The organism is Arthrobacter sp. SLBN-53, assembly GCF_006715585.1.
In the GTDB taxonomy this organism is placed as follows: Bacteria; Actinomycetota; Actinomycetes; order Mycobacteriales; family Mycobacteriaceae; genus Mycobacterium; species Mycobacterium neoaurum_A.
This window is the reverse complement of record NZ_VFNN01000001.1, coordinates 4,007,168-4,020,946: the sequence shown is the minus strand read 5'-3', so window position 1 is coordinate 4,020,946 and position 13,779 is coordinate 4,007,168. Positions and strand designations below refer to the sequence as shown.

Annotated in this window: 13 protein-coding genes; 4 read left to right on the top strand and 9 right to left on the bottom strand. The window is 67.8% G+C overall.

Annotated features, from left to right (window positions below):
• Positions 1-8: 8 nt before the first annotated feature.
• Together FBY28_RS19320 and FBY28_RS19315 are read right to left on the bottom strand one after the other, a co-directional pair.
• On the bottom strand, positions 9-1,205 hold the full coding sequence (locus FBY28_RS19320) for a URC4/urg3 family protein (protein ID WP_141868957.1): 1,197 nt from the start codon (positions 1,203-1,205) through the stop codon (positions 9-11).
• A complete protein-coding gene (locus FBY28_RS19315; protein WP_141868956.1) occupies positions 1,202-2,452 on the bottom strand; it encodes a GTP cyclohydrolase II in 1,251 nt (416 codons plus the stop codon). The genes FBY28_RS19320 and FBY28_RS19315 overlap by 4 nt, the downstream gene beginning before the upstream one ends.
• Positions 2,453-2,634: 182 nt before the next feature.
• Between FBY28_RS19315 and FBY28_RS19310 the strand changes: the two genes are divergently transcribed.
• A complete protein-coding gene (locus tag FBY28_RS19310; protein WP_141868955.1) occupies positions 2,635-4,101 on the top strand; it encodes a catalase in 1,467 nt (488 codons plus the stop codon).
• Between the two features lie 80 nt (positions 4,102-4,181).
• Here the strand turns inward: FBY28_RS19310 and FBY28_RS19305 are convergent, their stop codons facing one another.
• The 3 genes from FBY28_RS19305 to guaB all read right to left on the bottom strand — a co-directional run bounded on the left by FBY28_RS19305 (position 4,182) and on the right by guaB (position 8,793).
• Entirely contained in the window at positions 4,182-5,927 is a 1,746-nt protein-coding gene (locus FBY28_RS19305; RefSeq protein WP_141868954.1) for an FAD-dependent oxidoreductase, read from the bottom strand.
• Positions 5,928-6,069: 142 nt separating this feature from the next.
• The gene (locus FBY28_RS19300; protein WP_141868953.1) at positions 6,070-7,218 is read right to left on the bottom strand and encodes a GuaB3 family IMP dehydrogenase-related protein; all 1,149 of its coding nucleotides are present in this window, start codon (positions 7,216-7,218) and stop codon (positions 6,070-6,072) included.
• Positions 7,219-7,251: 33 nt separating this feature from the next.
• On the bottom strand, positions 7,252-8,793 hold the full coding sequence (gene guaB / locus FBY28_RS19295) for an IMP dehydrogenase (protein WP_141868952.1): 1,542 nt from the start codon (positions 8,791-8,793) through the stop codon (positions 7,252-7,254).
• A gap of 134 nt (positions 8,794-8,927) precedes the next feature.
• On the opposite strand from guaB, the gene FBY28_RS19290 reads away from it, so the two are divergent.
• Positions 8,928-9,332 (top strand): DUF5319 domain-containing protein, encoded by a 405-nt coding sequence (locus FBY28_RS19290; RefSeq protein WP_023985376.1) that lies wholly within the window; start codon positions 8,928-8,930, stop codon positions 9,330-9,332.
• A gap of 7 nt (positions 9,333-9,339) precedes the next feature.
• Here FBY28_RS19290 and FBY28_RS19285 read toward each other — a convergent pair whose 3' ends face one another.
• The 3 genes from FBY28_RS19285 to FBY28_RS19275 all read right to left on the bottom strand — a co-directional run bounded on the left by FBY28_RS19285 (position 9,340) and on the right by FBY28_RS19275 (position 12,005).
• Positions 9,340-10,563 (bottom strand): anti-sigma-D factor RsdA, encoded by a 1,224-nt coding sequence (locus FBY28_RS19285; RefSeq protein ID WP_141868951.1) that lies wholly within the window; start codon positions 10,561-10,563, stop codon positions 9,340-9,342.
• Positions 10,556-11,134, bottom strand: coding sequence for a sigma-70 family RNA polymerase sigma factor (locus FBY28_RS19280; RefSeq protein ID WP_141868950.1), 579 nt, complete (start codon positions 11,132-11,134; stop codon positions 10,556-10,558). Before FBY28_RS19280 ends, FBY28_RS19285 begins: the two co-directional genes overlap by 8 nt.
• Positions 11,135-11,222: 88 nt before the next feature.
• On the bottom strand, positions 11,223-12,005 hold the full coding sequence (locus FBY28_RS19275) for a hypothetical protein (RefSeq protein WP_216847821.1): 783 nt from the start codon (positions 12,003-12,005) through the stop codon (positions 11,223-11,225).
• 400 nt (positions 12,006-12,405) lie between these two features.
• Here FBY28_RS19275 and FBY28_RS19270 point away from each other — a divergent pair, with 400 nt between their 5' ends.
• Entirely contained in the window at positions 12,406-12,696 is a 291-nt protein-coding gene (locus tag FBY28_RS19270; RefSeq protein WP_019510201.1) for a WhiB family transcriptional regulator, read from the top strand.
• A gap of 6 nt (positions 12,697-12,702) precedes the next feature.
• Here the strand turns inward: FBY28_RS19270 and FBY28_RS19265 are convergent, their stop codons facing one another.
• Complete coding sequence (locus tag FBY28_RS19265) at positions 12,703-13,101, bottom strand: VOC family protein (RefSeq protein WP_141868948.1); 399 nt, start codon at positions 13,099-13,101, stop codon at positions 12,703-12,705.
• A gap of 140 nt (positions 13,102-13,241) precedes the next feature.
• Here FBY28_RS19265 and FBY28_RS19260 point away from each other — a divergent pair, with 140 nt between their 5' ends.
• Positions 13,242-13,712, top strand: a complete 471-nt coding sequence (locus FBY28_RS19260; RefSeq protein WP_141868947.1) for a hypothetical protein — start codon at positions 13,242-13,244, stop codon at positions 13,710-13,712.
• Positions 13,713-13,779 lie beyond the last annotated feature (67 nt).

Here is a 13,779-nt window from a genome sequence, read left to right as displayed (position 1 = left end):
TCGGATTCTCAGAAGACGGTGCCGTCACTGCTGACGGTCAACGGTGGCAGCCCGCCGCGTAACCGTTGCGCCAGCTCGCGGCCTGCGGCCCAGGTTCCGCCCTCCAGTACGCAGGCCAGCGGCAGCCGGTCCGCCCCGAGTCCCAGCCGGGCGCGCACCAGGTCGGCCACCTCGTCGAGCAACGCGACGGTCAGGGCCCGCCATTCGACCACCAACTCATCCGCCGGTGCCCAGGTCTGCGATGCCCAGCCCGCATCGCGCAGCGTCAACACACCGGTGTCGAGCAACAGGCCGCCGTTGCGGTACTCCGGCAACCCGGTCAGGGCGTCGATGCCGGTCACCTGCACCCCCGCCCAGGTGAACGGTTCCAGCAGCGAGTAGGTCAGCCATTGGGACAGTTTGTGGAAGGGCATCCAGCCGGCGGTCGCCCCGAGGCCGGGAACCGCACCGTGACGCCAACAGTCCCCGAGCGGTTCGCCGTCGATGGTGTTGTCAGCGGGCCAGATCGGCGACAGTGTGGCAAGCAGCACGGCAAGGATGTCGTGCGCGGCGATCGTCGGTGCCGCCGGATCGGTGATCAGCAGGTCGTACAGTCCGCCGGGGCGACCGGGCTCGCCGAACGCGTCGGGCCTCTCGGCCAGGGCCGCACCGAGGCGGCGCAGCACGTCGACCCTGCCGTCGAAGCCGACCAGCGGATTGGCCGGGCCCACCTGCATCGCGGTGGCCAGTTCCGCGGTGTCCAGGCCGAGCAGACCTGCCGCGTCGGCCTGTAGCGGCCGGTCCGGGTCCGAGGAGAACACCCCGGCGGTGAAGGCGTGCCAGCTGGCGACGCCCAGCCCCTCGGACCGGCTGAACACCCGGCCGTCCTCCCGATAGCGCCAGTCGGGCCCGGCACCGGCGTCGAGCAGGACGCTGACCACCGCCAGATCGATCATCGCGCGGGCGCGTCCCGCCGCGTCGAGGCCGTCGAGATCCAGGGTTCGCCGAACTCCGCCGGCCTCGAAGTGCCGCCACCGGCTGTGGAACGGGATGTCCAGGTCGGGAAAGCGGCGCAGGGTCAGATCGGCAACCTCGGCGGCCGCGCCGGGCAGCGCATCGTCATGCACGGTGAACCACGCGGAGTCACCGGCGCGGGCGCGGGCCAGCAGATGACCGGCCCTGGCGCGGATCTCGGTGGTGCTGCGCAGGGTCTGCGCCGGATTCACACCAACCCCCGACCGATCGTCCTCTTCAGGTCGTCGGCATCGGGCACCGGGCCGGGGGTGAAGTAGCCGGCGGCCATCTTGGCGTCGATCTCGACACGGGCGTCGGCCGGGATCAGCTCATCGGGAATGTTGACCCGCTCCCCCACACTGATCCCCGATCCGGTGATCGCGTCGTACTTCATGTTGCTCATCGAGACCAGGCGGTGGATGCGGGTGACGCCCAGCCAATGCAGGACGTCGGGCATCAGCTCCTGGAAGCGCATATCCTGCACGCCCGCAACGCATTCGGTGCGCGCAAAGTACTGGTCTGCGGTGTCGCCGCCCTCCTGACGTTTGCGGGCGTTGTAGACCAGGAACTTGGTGACCTCACCGAGGGCGCGGCCTTCCTTGCGCGAGTAGGCGACCAACCCGACGCCGCCGCGCTGCGTTCCCGCGATGCACTCCTCGATGGCGTGGGTGAGGTAGGGCCGACATGTGCAGATATCCGAGCCGAACACGTCGGAACCGTTGCATTCGTCGTGTACCCGGGCGGTCAGCTCGACCGTCGGATCGGCGAGGTGTCGCGGGTCGCCGAAGATGTAGACCGTCTGACCGCCGATCGGGGGAAGGAACACCTCCAGGTCGCCACGGGTGACCAGTTCGGGATACATCCCGCCGGTCTCCTCGAACAACGCCCGCCGCAGCGCGGCCTCGGTGCACCCGAACCGGGCGGCAACCCCCGGCAGATACCAGACCGGTTCGACGGCCACCTTCGTCACCACCGCGGCACCCCCGTCGAGCAGCACCGTCCCGTCCGGGACGAGCCTGCCCTTCTGCATCGCCTCGGCGACCTCGGGCAGCATCACGTGGGCCTTGGTGACAGCGATCGTCGGCCGGATGTCGTGATCGGCGGCCAGCTGGTCGGCGAACACATCGGCCACCGCCGCACCCCAGGGATCGAGGCTGACGATCGCCTCGGAGTTCTGCCACTGCGGGTGGGGACCGATGACATCGGTCGGCATGGTGTTGGTGAGATCGGCGCGGTGCTGCGGGGACAACGCCCCGGCGGCCACGGCCAGGGCACGGTAGACACCGTACGACCCGCTGTGGGTGCCGATCACGTTGCGATGTGCGCGGTTACCGGTGGTACCGACGATCGGTCCGCGCTCGGCAGCCGTGGGCGCCCCCCACCTGATGGGTGGCGCCAGCGGTCCACCGCTGTGCGATGTCAACCGGATGTGGCGCGCGTCGGTGCGATCCGTTCCCACGTCGACTCCTTAGCAGAACACCATCGCGCAACCAGAGACTGCTTTGTCCCTCGCATCGTATCAGCGAGATGGAAGACGCACAGGGTACGCGAATATTTCAGTCCGAGAACGGTATTCGACGATCCACGAACGCCTGTGTCAATTCCGCCGGGGTGGGGTACCCGACCCTGACGCCTGCAGCCATGCGCGAAAGGAACAGCCCGGTGACCAACACCCAGCCCAAGCCCACGACCACCGATGCCGGAATTCCCGTACCCAGCGACGAGCATTCGCTCACCATCGGCAGAGATGGACCGATCCTGCTCCAGGACCACTACCTGATCGAGCAGATGGCCAACTTCAACCGCGAACGCATCCCGGAGCGCCAGCCCCATGCCAAGGGCGGCGGCGCGTTCGGCAGCTTCGAGGTCACCAACGATGTCAGCGCCTACACCAAGGCCGCCTTCCTGCAACCCGGCGTGAAGACCGAGACGCTGGCCCGGTTCTCGACCGTCGCGGGCGAGCGCGGCAGCCCGGACACCTGGCGCGACCCGCGCGGATTCGCCGTGAAGTTCTACACCCAGGACGGCAACTTCGACATGGTCGGCAACAACACCCCGGTGTTCTTCATCCGCGACCCGCTCAAGTTCCAGCACTTCATCCGGTCGCAGAAGCGTCGCGCCGCCAACAATCTGCGCGATCACGACATGCAGTGGGATTTCTGGACCCTCTCACCGGAATCCGCGCATCAGGTGACCTGGCTGATGGGTGACCGCGGCATTCCGCGCACCTGGCGGCACATGAACGGGTACTCCAGCCACACCTACAGCTGGATCAACGCCGATGGCGAGATCTTCTGGGTCAAATACCACTTCAAGTCCGATCAGGGCATCGAGTTCTACACCCAGGACGAGGGCGACGAGATGGCGGGCAAGGACGGCGATGTCCACCAACGCGACCTCTTCGACGCGATCGAGCGCGGCGAGTTCCCCAGTTGGACACTCAAGGTGCAGATCATGCCGTTCGAGGATGCCAAGGACTATCGGTTCAACCCGTTCGACCTGACCAAGGTGTGGCCGCACGCCGACTATCCCTTGATCGACGTCGGAAAGCTCTCGCTCAACCGTAACGTCACCGACTACCACACCGAGATCGAGCAGGCGGCATTCGAGCCCAACAATGCGGTGCCGGGCACCGGACTGAGCCCGGACAAGATGCTGCTCGCGCGGGACTTCGCCTATGCCGATGCCCACCGGCATCGGCTCGGGGTGAACTACAAGCAGATCCCGGTCAACTCGCCGAAGACCGCGGTGCACAGCTACTCCAAGGACGGCGCGATGCGGGTCACCAACGTCACCGACCCGGTGTACGCGCCGAACTCCTACGGCGGTCCGGCGGCCGATCCGGCCCGCACTGCCGAAGCGCTCTGGCATGCCGACGGCGATATGGTGCGGGCGGCGTACAGCCTGCACGCCGAGGACGACGACTGGGGCCAGGCCGGGACGCTCGTGCGCGATGTGCTCGATGCCGCGGCCCGGGATCGGCTGGTGTCCAACATCGCCGGGCATCTGTCCGACGGGGTGTCCGAGCCGGTGCTGCAGCGCGCATTCGAATACTGGCGCAATGTCGACAAGGACCTCGGCGACCGCGTCGAGGCGGCCGTCAAGTAGCCACCGCACACAGCCGCGACGGTGCGCTCAGGTCGAGAAACCCGCAAGGATGTCGATCTGAGCGCACCGTCGCGCACCGCTTACGCCGAGGGCGACAGCTTGGACACCGGTTCGATGGGCAGCCGGCGCAGTCCGGCGGGCGCCTCCACCGGGACGACGGGCTTGACCGGCTCGATGGGGTCCAGCCGTCGGTAGGGCTCGCCCTGGGCGGGCCGCAGGTCGGCCTCACCCTTGTTGGGCCACAACGCGGCGGCCCGCTCGGCCTGCGCGGTGATCGACAGTGACGGGTTGACCCCGAGGTTCGCCGAGATGGCCGCACCGTCGGCGACGTAGAGCGTCGGATAGTTGTAGACCCGTTGGTAGGGGTCGATGACGCCGTGCTCCGGGCTGTCGCCGATGGCTGCACCACCGAGGAAGTGGGCGGTCAGCGGAATGTTGAACAGCTCGCCCCAGGTGCCGCCGGCGACCCCGTCGATCTTCTCGGCGATCCGTCGGGTCACCTCGTTACCTGCCGGGATCCAGGTCGGATTGGGTAGACCATGGCCCTGCTTGCTGTCGAGCATGCGGTAGCCGAACCAGGTCTTGCGGCTGAACGTGGTGATGGAGTTGTCCAGGTGCTGCATGACCAGCGCAATCATGGTGCGTTCGCTCCACCTGCGCGGGTTGAGCAGGCGCAGGGTGCCGCGACGGTCGTTGCGCGCGGTTTCCAGCAGTTGCTTCCAGCGCGGCACGTCGGTGCCCTCCGGCCCGGTGCCATCGGTCATCAGCGTCTGCAGCAGACCCATCGCGTTCGAGCCCTTGCCGTATCGGCAGGGTTCGACGTGCGTGTCGGCCGTCGGGTGGATCGACGAGGTGATCGCCACCCCGTGGGTGAGGTTCAGGTCGTCACCGACGGTGAGTCGCCCGGCGCCGACGATGGATTCGGAGTTGGTCCGGGTGAGCACGCCGAGCCGGTCGGACAAGCCGGGCAGCTTCCCCCGGTCCTTCATCCGGAACAGCAGCTTCTGGGTGCCGTAGGTGCCTGCCGCGAGGATCAGGTGGTTGGCGGTGAAGGTCTTCTTCCGGCGCCGCAGCTTGCCCCCGGTGCGCACGGTGTGCACCTCCCAGACGCCGTCGGGCCGCTGCGAGAACTCCCGCACCGAGGTGAGGGGGTGCACCTGCGCGCCGGCCCGCTCGGCCAGCCCGAGATAGTTCTTCAGCAGGGTGTTCTTGGCGCCGTGCCGGCAGCCCGTCATGCACTCACCGCACTCGATGCAGCCGGTGCGGGCCGGACCGACCCCACCGAAGTACGGGTCGGGCACGGTCTTGCCGGGCGTCTTCTCACCGTCCGGACCGAAGAACACCCCGACCGGGGTGGGCACGAAGGTATGCCCGACGCCCATGTCCTCGGCGACCTCCTTCATGATCCGGTCGGCATCGGTGAAGGTGGGGTTGGTGACCACACCGAGCATCCGCTTGGCCTGGTCGTAATGCGGCATCAACTCGGCCTGCCAGTCGGTGATGTCCTTCCACTGCGGATCGTTGAAGAACGGCGCCGGCGGGACATAGAGAGTGTTGGCGTAGTTCAGCGATCCGCCGCCGACACCCGCACCCGCCAGGATCATGACGTTGCGCAGCAGGTGGATGCGTTGGATGCCGTACATACCGAACTGCGGCGCCCACAGGAATTTGCGCAGGTTCCACGAGGTCTTCGCGAAGTCCTCATCGGCGAATCGCCGGCCGGCTTCGAGTACGCCGACCCGATAGCCCTTTTCGGTGAGGCGCAGCGCGCTGACGCTGCCGCCGAATCCCGAACCGATGATCAAGACGTCATAGTCAGGCTTCATCCGACCATTATGGGACTACCGACGGGTAACTAGCTAGACAGGGAGGCCTAACTTGTAAAGACCTCACTTGTAAAGACTCGTGGTTGCGCGATGTGGTTGCGCGATGTGGTTGCGCGATCCCGTCCGCCGGCCGCCCGACCGACTACGCGTCGACGGTCAGACCGACCTTCTGGAATTCCTTGAGATCGCAGTAGCCCGCCTTGGCCATCGAGCGGCGGAGCCCGCCGACGAGGTTCAGCGAACCGAACGGATCATCGGAGGGACCGTTGAGCACCTTCGACAGCGGCGGGCGCTCCCCCAGGCCGACCTGCAGGAGTGCGCCGCGCGGCAAGGACGGATGCGCCGCGGCCGAAGGCCAGAACCAGCCACCGCCCTGGGCCTCTTCGGCCACCGCCAACGGCGTGCCCAGCACCACCGCGTCGGCGCCGCAGGCGATCGCCTTGGCCAGGTCGCCGGAGGTATGGATATCTCCGTCGGCCAGTACGTGCACATAGCGGCCGCCGGTCTCGTCGAGATACTCGCGCCGGGCTGCCGCGGCATCCGCGATCGCGGTGGCCATCGGCACGCTGATGCCCAGCACCTCGTCGGAGGTGGTGACCCCCGAGGTGGACCCGTACCCGACGATGACGCCGGCGGCTCCGGTGCGCATCAGGTGCAGTGCGGTGCGGTGATCGAGTACGCCACCGGCCACCACCGGCACGTCGAGCTCGGAGATGAAGGTCTTGAGGTTGAGTGGCTCGCCCGCGTCGTCGTGGTCCTTGGCGACGCGCTCGGCCGAGATGATGGTGCCCTGGATGACCAGCAGGTCCAGCCCGGCCGCCACCAGCGAGGGCGTCAGCGCGGCGGCGTTCTGCGGACTAACCCGCACCGCCGTGGTCACCCCGGACTCCCGGATGCGCGCGACCGCGGCCCCCAACAGTTCGGGGTCCAATGGTGCGGCGTGCAGTTCCTGCAGCAGCCGGATCGCGGCGGATTCATCGGACGCCCCGGCCGCAACATCGGTGACCTGGGCGATCTTGGCCTCGACATCGGCGTGCCGACCGATCAGGCCCTCACCGTTGAGCACACCGAGCCCACCCTGCTTGCCCATCTCGATGGCGAACTCGACCGACACCAGCGCGTCGGTGGGGTGTGCGACGACCGGGATCTCGAACCGATAGGCGTCGAGTTGCCAGCCCGTCGAGACGTCCTTGGACGACCGGGTGCGCCGGGACGGGACGATGTTGATGTCGTCGAGTTCGTAGGTGCGGCGGGCGGTTCTGCCCATGCCGATTTCGACCATGTCACGCATGTGGAAAGCCCCTTTCGGGCCTGATCGGGCGCCTTATCTGGCGTAGTAGTTCGGGGCTTCGACAGTCATCGTGATGTCATGCGGGTGGCTCTCCTTGAGCCCGGCCGCGGTGATCTGCACGAACTGCGCCTGCTGAAGATGCTCGATGGTGTCCGAACCCGTGTAGCCCATCGCGGCACGCAACCCGCCGGTCAGCTGATGGATCACCGTGGACAGCGGTCCGCGGAACGGCACCCGGCCCTCGATGCCCTCGGGCACCAGCTTGTCCTCGGAGAGCACATCGTCCTGGAAGTAGCGGTCCTTGGAGAAGCTCTTCTGCGGTCCGCGGGTCTGCATGGCACCCAGCGAGCCCATCCCGCGGTAGCTCTTGAACTGCTTGCCGTTGACGAAGATCAGATCGCCCGGGGATTCCGCCGTGCCCGCGAGCAGGGATCCGAGCATGGCGGTGGAGGCGCCGGCGGCCAGCGCTTTGGCGATATCACCGGAGTACTGCAGGCCACCGTCGGCGATGACGGGCACGCCCTTGCGCGAGCAGGCGGCGACGGCTTCCAGGATGGCGGTGATCTGGGGCGCTCCGACACCGGCGACGACGCGTGTGGTGCAGATCGAGCCGGGGCCGACGCCGACCTTGACCGCGTCGGCGCCCGCATCGCACAACGCGGCTGCGGCGGCGCGTGTCGCGACGTTGCCGCCGACCACGTCGACCCGCTCACCCACGGCGGCCTTGAGCCGGCTCACCATATCGAGCACCAGCCGGTTGTGCGCGTGCGCGGTGTCGACGATCAGCACATCGACACCGGCGTCGGCCAGAGTCATGGCGCGCGTCCAGGCGTCGTCGCCGATACCGACGGCGGCGCCGACGAGCAGCCGCCCGTCGCGGTCCTTGGTCGAAAGCGGGAACTGCTCGGTCTTGACGAAATCCTTGACCGTGATCAGTCCGGTCAGCTTGCCGTTGCCGTCGACGATCGGCAGCTTCTCGATCTTGTGTCTGCGCAGCAGCCCCAGCGCGGCCTCGGCCGAGACCCCGGCGTGGGCGGTGATCAGCGGCGCCTTGGTCATCACCTCCGAGACCGGCTTGGACTGGTCCACCTCGAAGCGCATGTCCCGGTTGGTGATGATCCCGACCAGTGCGCCCGCCGAATCGACCACGGGCAGACCGGAGATGCGGAAGCGCGCGCACATGGCGTCGACCTCGGCGAGGGTGTTGTCCGGCGAGCAGGTCACCGGGTCGGTGACCATGCCGGCCTCGGACCGCTTGACGGTCTCGACCTGTCCGGCCTGCTCGGCGATCGACAGATTGCGATGCAACACGCCCATACCGCCGGCGCGAGCCATCGCGATGGCCATCCGCGACTCGGTGACGGTGTCCATTGCCGAGCTGACCAGCGGCACCCGCAACCGGATGCGCTTGGTGAGCTGACTGGACGTGTCGACGTTGGCGGGCACGACATCGGACGCGGCCGGTAACAGCAGCACGTCATCGAAGGTGAGGCCCAGCATTGCGATCTTGGTCGGATCGTCACCGCCGGTAGGGACCGGTAAGGCGAGCGGGACGCTGCTTTCAGCGATCGACATGGGTGGAGCCTCCACTAGCAACAGTCGTGAATCTAAGAGGCCATCCTATCGGCAATGACCTCCAGGCTCGGCCCGGGCGCGGCACGCCGCGCAACCGGTGGCGCGAAGCCAGCGCGGCTGCGTAGGCTAGATCCGTGCGTGATGACCTCCCGCCGGGCCTGCCACCTGACCCGTTCGCCGATGACCCGTCCGATCCTTCGGCGGCTCTTGATGCGATCGAGCCCGGTCTCCCACTCGACCCGCAGGAGCGCAGCGCCGTCGAAGCTGATCTGGCCGATCTGGCGGTGTATGAAGCACTGTTGGCGCACAAGGGCATTCGCGGTCTGGTCGTCTGCTGCGACGATTGCCAGCAGGATCACTATCACGACTGGGACATGCTGCGGGCCAACTTGCTGCAGCTGCTGGTCGACGGCACGGTCCGCCCGCACGAGCCTGCCTACGATCCCGAGCCCGACGCCTACGTCACCTGGGATTACTGCCGCGGCTACGCCGACGCATCGCTGAACGAGGCGACGACGGAGCACGACGGCTTCCGCTGACCGGCGGTTATCCGCCCTCGCCGGCCGGCACCGTTGTGGTGGTCGTCACGACCGTCGACGTTGATTGCTCGAGTTCGGTGGTGACCGCCGGCGCCGTGGTCGCCGGTGTCTGAGCGGGCGCCTCCTGCTGCGGCTCCGGTGCGGCGCTCGTCGCCGGCGGTGCCACCGTGGTGCTGGTGGTGGTGACCGTCGTCCTGGTGCTGGTGGTCGGTGCCACCGTCGTCGTCGCCGCCGGTGCAGTGGTCGTCGTCGCCGCCGACGGTGCAGTGGTCGTCGTCGCAGCGGGTGCCGACGTCGTCGAGGACGTGGCCGGCGCGGTGGTGGTCGGTGCACTCGACGGTGCCGGCGACGTGGTGGCGGCGTCCGGCGTGCTGGTCGCAGGCTCGGACGTGCTCCCCTCGGATGGACTCGTCGTGGCCGGGCTCGTCTCGGTGGAGCTGGTACCGGACGGGCTGGTCTCGGTGGTCGTCGCGGTGGTCGACGGCCCGGTGGTCTCGGTGGTCGTCGTCGTGGCCGGCACCTCGGGACCCGGCGTGGTGGTGAGGGTCTCCTCGATCACCGGTACCGGGAGCAGGGTCAGCGGCGACGGCGGCAGGACCGGCATCGGCTCACCGGGGGGCGGCAGCGTCGCGGCAGGATTCTGCTCGACGACCTTGTAGGTCAACGCATTCCACTGCTGGATCAGGTCCTGCTTCTGTTCGACCGGGCCCACGCTCTGCACCGTCGACGACAGCGCGGCGAGCTTCTCCTGGGCCTGGTCCCACTGGCCTTTGTCGACGAGCTGCTGCACTTGCGCCAGCTCGGTCTGGGCGGCCAGCACCACGGCATCGTCGCGGGTGGCGCGCTCTTCGCCGAAGATCATGGTGCGGATGCCGTACAGCCCGTCACCGGGGCCTGCGGCGAACACCGCGGTGCCGAACCCGCCGAGACAGAGCACGGCGGCCGCCGCGGAGCCGACGACGGCCAGCCCGAAGCGGTTTCGGGTCGTCGGCCGGTTGGTGGCGTCGACCAGTGCGGCGGTGGCCTGCGAGGGCGAGACGACATGGTCCATCGGGACGTGCCGGACCTCGTCGCGCCAGCCGGACAGCAGGGCGGCCAGTTCGGCGTCGCCGCGGTCGGTGGAGTACACGGGTTGTTCGCCCGCGAGCGCGTCCAGGAACCGATCGGCGCGGTTGATGTCGTTGAGTGAGGGGTCACCGCCGTTGGCGGTCCAGCGACCGAAATCAGGCATATTCTTCCCCTCCTCCCGAAATCTGTGTCTTGAGTTTGGCCAGTGCGCGGTGCTGGGCGACCCGCACCGCACCGGGTGTGGAGCCGACCGCCTCGGCGGTCTCCTCCGCGCTCATCCCGACCACCACACGCAGGATCAGGATCTCGCGCTGTTTCTCGGGCAGAATGGCCAACAGCTTCTCCATCCGAGCCGAAGCGTCGGCGTCGAGCGCGAGCTGTTCGGGCCCGGCCTCACCGGAGAGTCGCTCCGGCACGTTGTCGGTCGGCTCGGCGCGATTGCGTGCCGACGCCCGGTGCGCGTCGGCGAGCTTGTGCGCAGCAATGCCGTACACAAAGGCCAGGAACGGTCGTCCCTGATCTCTGTAACGCGGCAACGCCGTGATGGCGGCCAAGCACACCTCCTGCGCAATGTCGTCTGCGGACAGACCACTTCGTTCAGCGGACCCGATCCGTGCCCGGCAGTACCGGACGATGATCGGGCGGATGGTCTCCAAGACCACCCTGAGAGCGTCCCTGTCCCCCGCCACAGCATCAGCGACGACTTCATCGAGACGTTCTCCCGAAATGGTCATCGTGGGTGATCTCTCCAGCGTTACGGATGGGACGCAACCGGGCGGGTGCGCCACACAAACATTAACGATCGCAACCGGGTGGAACGGTTCAGTGGCGCGACCACACGCCGCCGCGGTTTCTGATGGTCTCGGCGGCCAGGTCCCGCGCGGCCGCGATGGCGGCTGCCGATCCGACGGCGCTGCCGATGTCGGCGAGCAGGCAACCGACCGCCCAATGCAGCGGGACCAGCCCGAACTCGGCAGTGAGTGTGTAGGCGGCGTCCGCGACGCGACGCGCCGCGTTCAGGTCACCGGTGCAGCACAGGGCGGCGGCCAGCACCACCTGCGATTTGGCGCGGTGTCGCACCGACCCGAGCGTGTCGGCTTCCTGCACCGCCTGTTCGGCATGACCGATCGCCGCCGGCCCGTCGGCGCCCGCCATCGCCAACTCGGCCGATACCCAGTGCCTGCGCACGGATTGCCGGGGTTCGCCGGGCTCACCGGTGGCGCGCTGCAGCAGCCGGGCAGCGGCGGCCAACCTGCCGATTCCGAGCGCATCGGCCGCCAGCCCGACGAGCGCGTCGGCGCGCGCCTGCGGGTCGGTTCCGGCCGACACCAGCGCGTGACCGTCCCACCGGCGCGCCGTGCGATGCCCCCCGAGCTGTCGCAGGAAGGACGCCCTCGTGCTGTAGGCCAATGCGGTGGTCGGCTCGTCACAGCGCTGCCGGATGATCTCGTCGAGTTCGGCGAAGGCGGTCCCGTAGTGGCCCTGGCCGCCGGCGGCGACCGCGCGCAGCCATCGCTGCTGTGGATCGTGCGCCTGCGGAAGCGGCCAGAGCTGCGGTTGGGCGCCGAAGGCTGCGTCCATCAGCAGGGCGGAAGGGGTGATCATCGGGGTCGCCATCGCCTTCGGACGCTATCAATGCGGGCAAAAACGTGACCAATTCGACCTTGGTTAACACTTGATGGTCGCCACGTTACGAACAGATCAACCGGGCACGATGTGGCAAACCGGCCGTATCGACGCGAGCAGGGAAAACCGAGGCGTTGGGCGCCAGACACCCCGACGCGAAGCACTCTTCGGATTTCTCGCAAGTGAACATGATGAACGTGACGTAAATTCGCACCCTGCAGTTATGCGTTTGCGCGGTGAGGTCGCCTATTGACGATTTTTCTCCCGCGCTTCTACCTTGTGTTCACGAGCAGTCATCGGCGACACGGACTCGGTTCAGTTCCGCGGATCACGCACTCAGGTGGTCTCGCGAAATGGGTTCGAAGAGAGAGGTTTTGACATGCCACAGCCGCAGCAACTGCCCGGACCCAACGCCGACATCTGGGATTGGCAGATGAAGGGCCACTGCCGAGGCGTCGATTCCTCGATGTTCTTCCACCCCGATGGCGAACGCGGCCGAGCCCGTGCGCAGCGTGAGATGCGGGCAAAGGAACTGTGCCGGACCTGCCCGGTGATCACACAGTGCCGCACCCACGCGCTGGCCGTCGGCGAGCCCTATGGCATCTGGGGCGGTCTGTCCGAATCCGAGCGGGAGCTTCTGCTCAAGCGCGGGATGCGCCGGTCGGCCTGAGCCGGCTCAGAAGACCGGCCGCGGCACCAGGACCACCCGCCACCCATCGGGGTCGGCGAAGGTCAGTGCTCCCACACCCGTCCAGAACGGGTTCTCCGGCTCCACGGGTTCGTGGCCGTTGGCCCCCAACCTTTCCACGATGTCGTACATCTCCGCTTCGGAGTGGAAGTACAGCACCAGCAGATTGTCCGTTGTCGGTGCCGGACAAGGGCTTACATCGACATGAGCGGTGAACTCCAGATGCTGATCGGTGCCCGGTAGACCCACCATGACGCCGTCGTAGCCGGCGTGATTCTCGAACCGGTACAGCACGGGCAGACCGAGATGCTCGGCATAGAACTGCTCGACCTCGGCGAGTCGGTCGGTGGGACGGGCGAATCGAATCTGAGCAATGGGCACTGACATGCCAGCAGTGTGCAACCTCAACAATACTTGAGGTCAACCGCTCCCAATCCGGCGGGATTTCGGTGGCTGTGCGCTCGACGACCCGATCCGACGGGTGCCGGTGTAACTCCGTCGGCGGATGCGCCGATAGACGATTCGTGATGCTTCGCAGCCTGCCCGTCCTCGCAGCCCTGGCCCTGGCCGGCGCCGCCCCTGCGCACGCGCTCCCGCTGCCGGAGTTCTGCGTCCCCGCATCCGACCACGTCTGCACCGTCCGCCTCGCGTCGGTGACCGCCGACGCCGTCGACGGCACGATCACCGGTGCACCCGTCGGGGGCGGTCCCGCGATCACCCTCACCGGTCCGGGCGAGGCCTACCTGAAGTCCACCGGATTCGTCGAGGCACCCGAGGCCGTGCGCACCTGGGACAGCACCATCGATCAGGTGCGTCCGCTCGACGTCTCGCCCTCGGACCCCAACTGGTACGGCAATGCGAAGGCCAAGGTATTCCTGCCCCGCACGCTCAACGACTTGGCCACCGGGTTCCCGCCCGACACCTTGGTGGTGTCGTTCACCTCCGGCGAGGGCGACGCGCCGTATCAGCTGGTGTCGATCCAGCCCACGCTGCCGTAGCCGATCCGCCGGTCTCAGTGAGTGAGATCACAGCTTGTCGGGATGCGCCCGGCGGGGCCACCGTGTG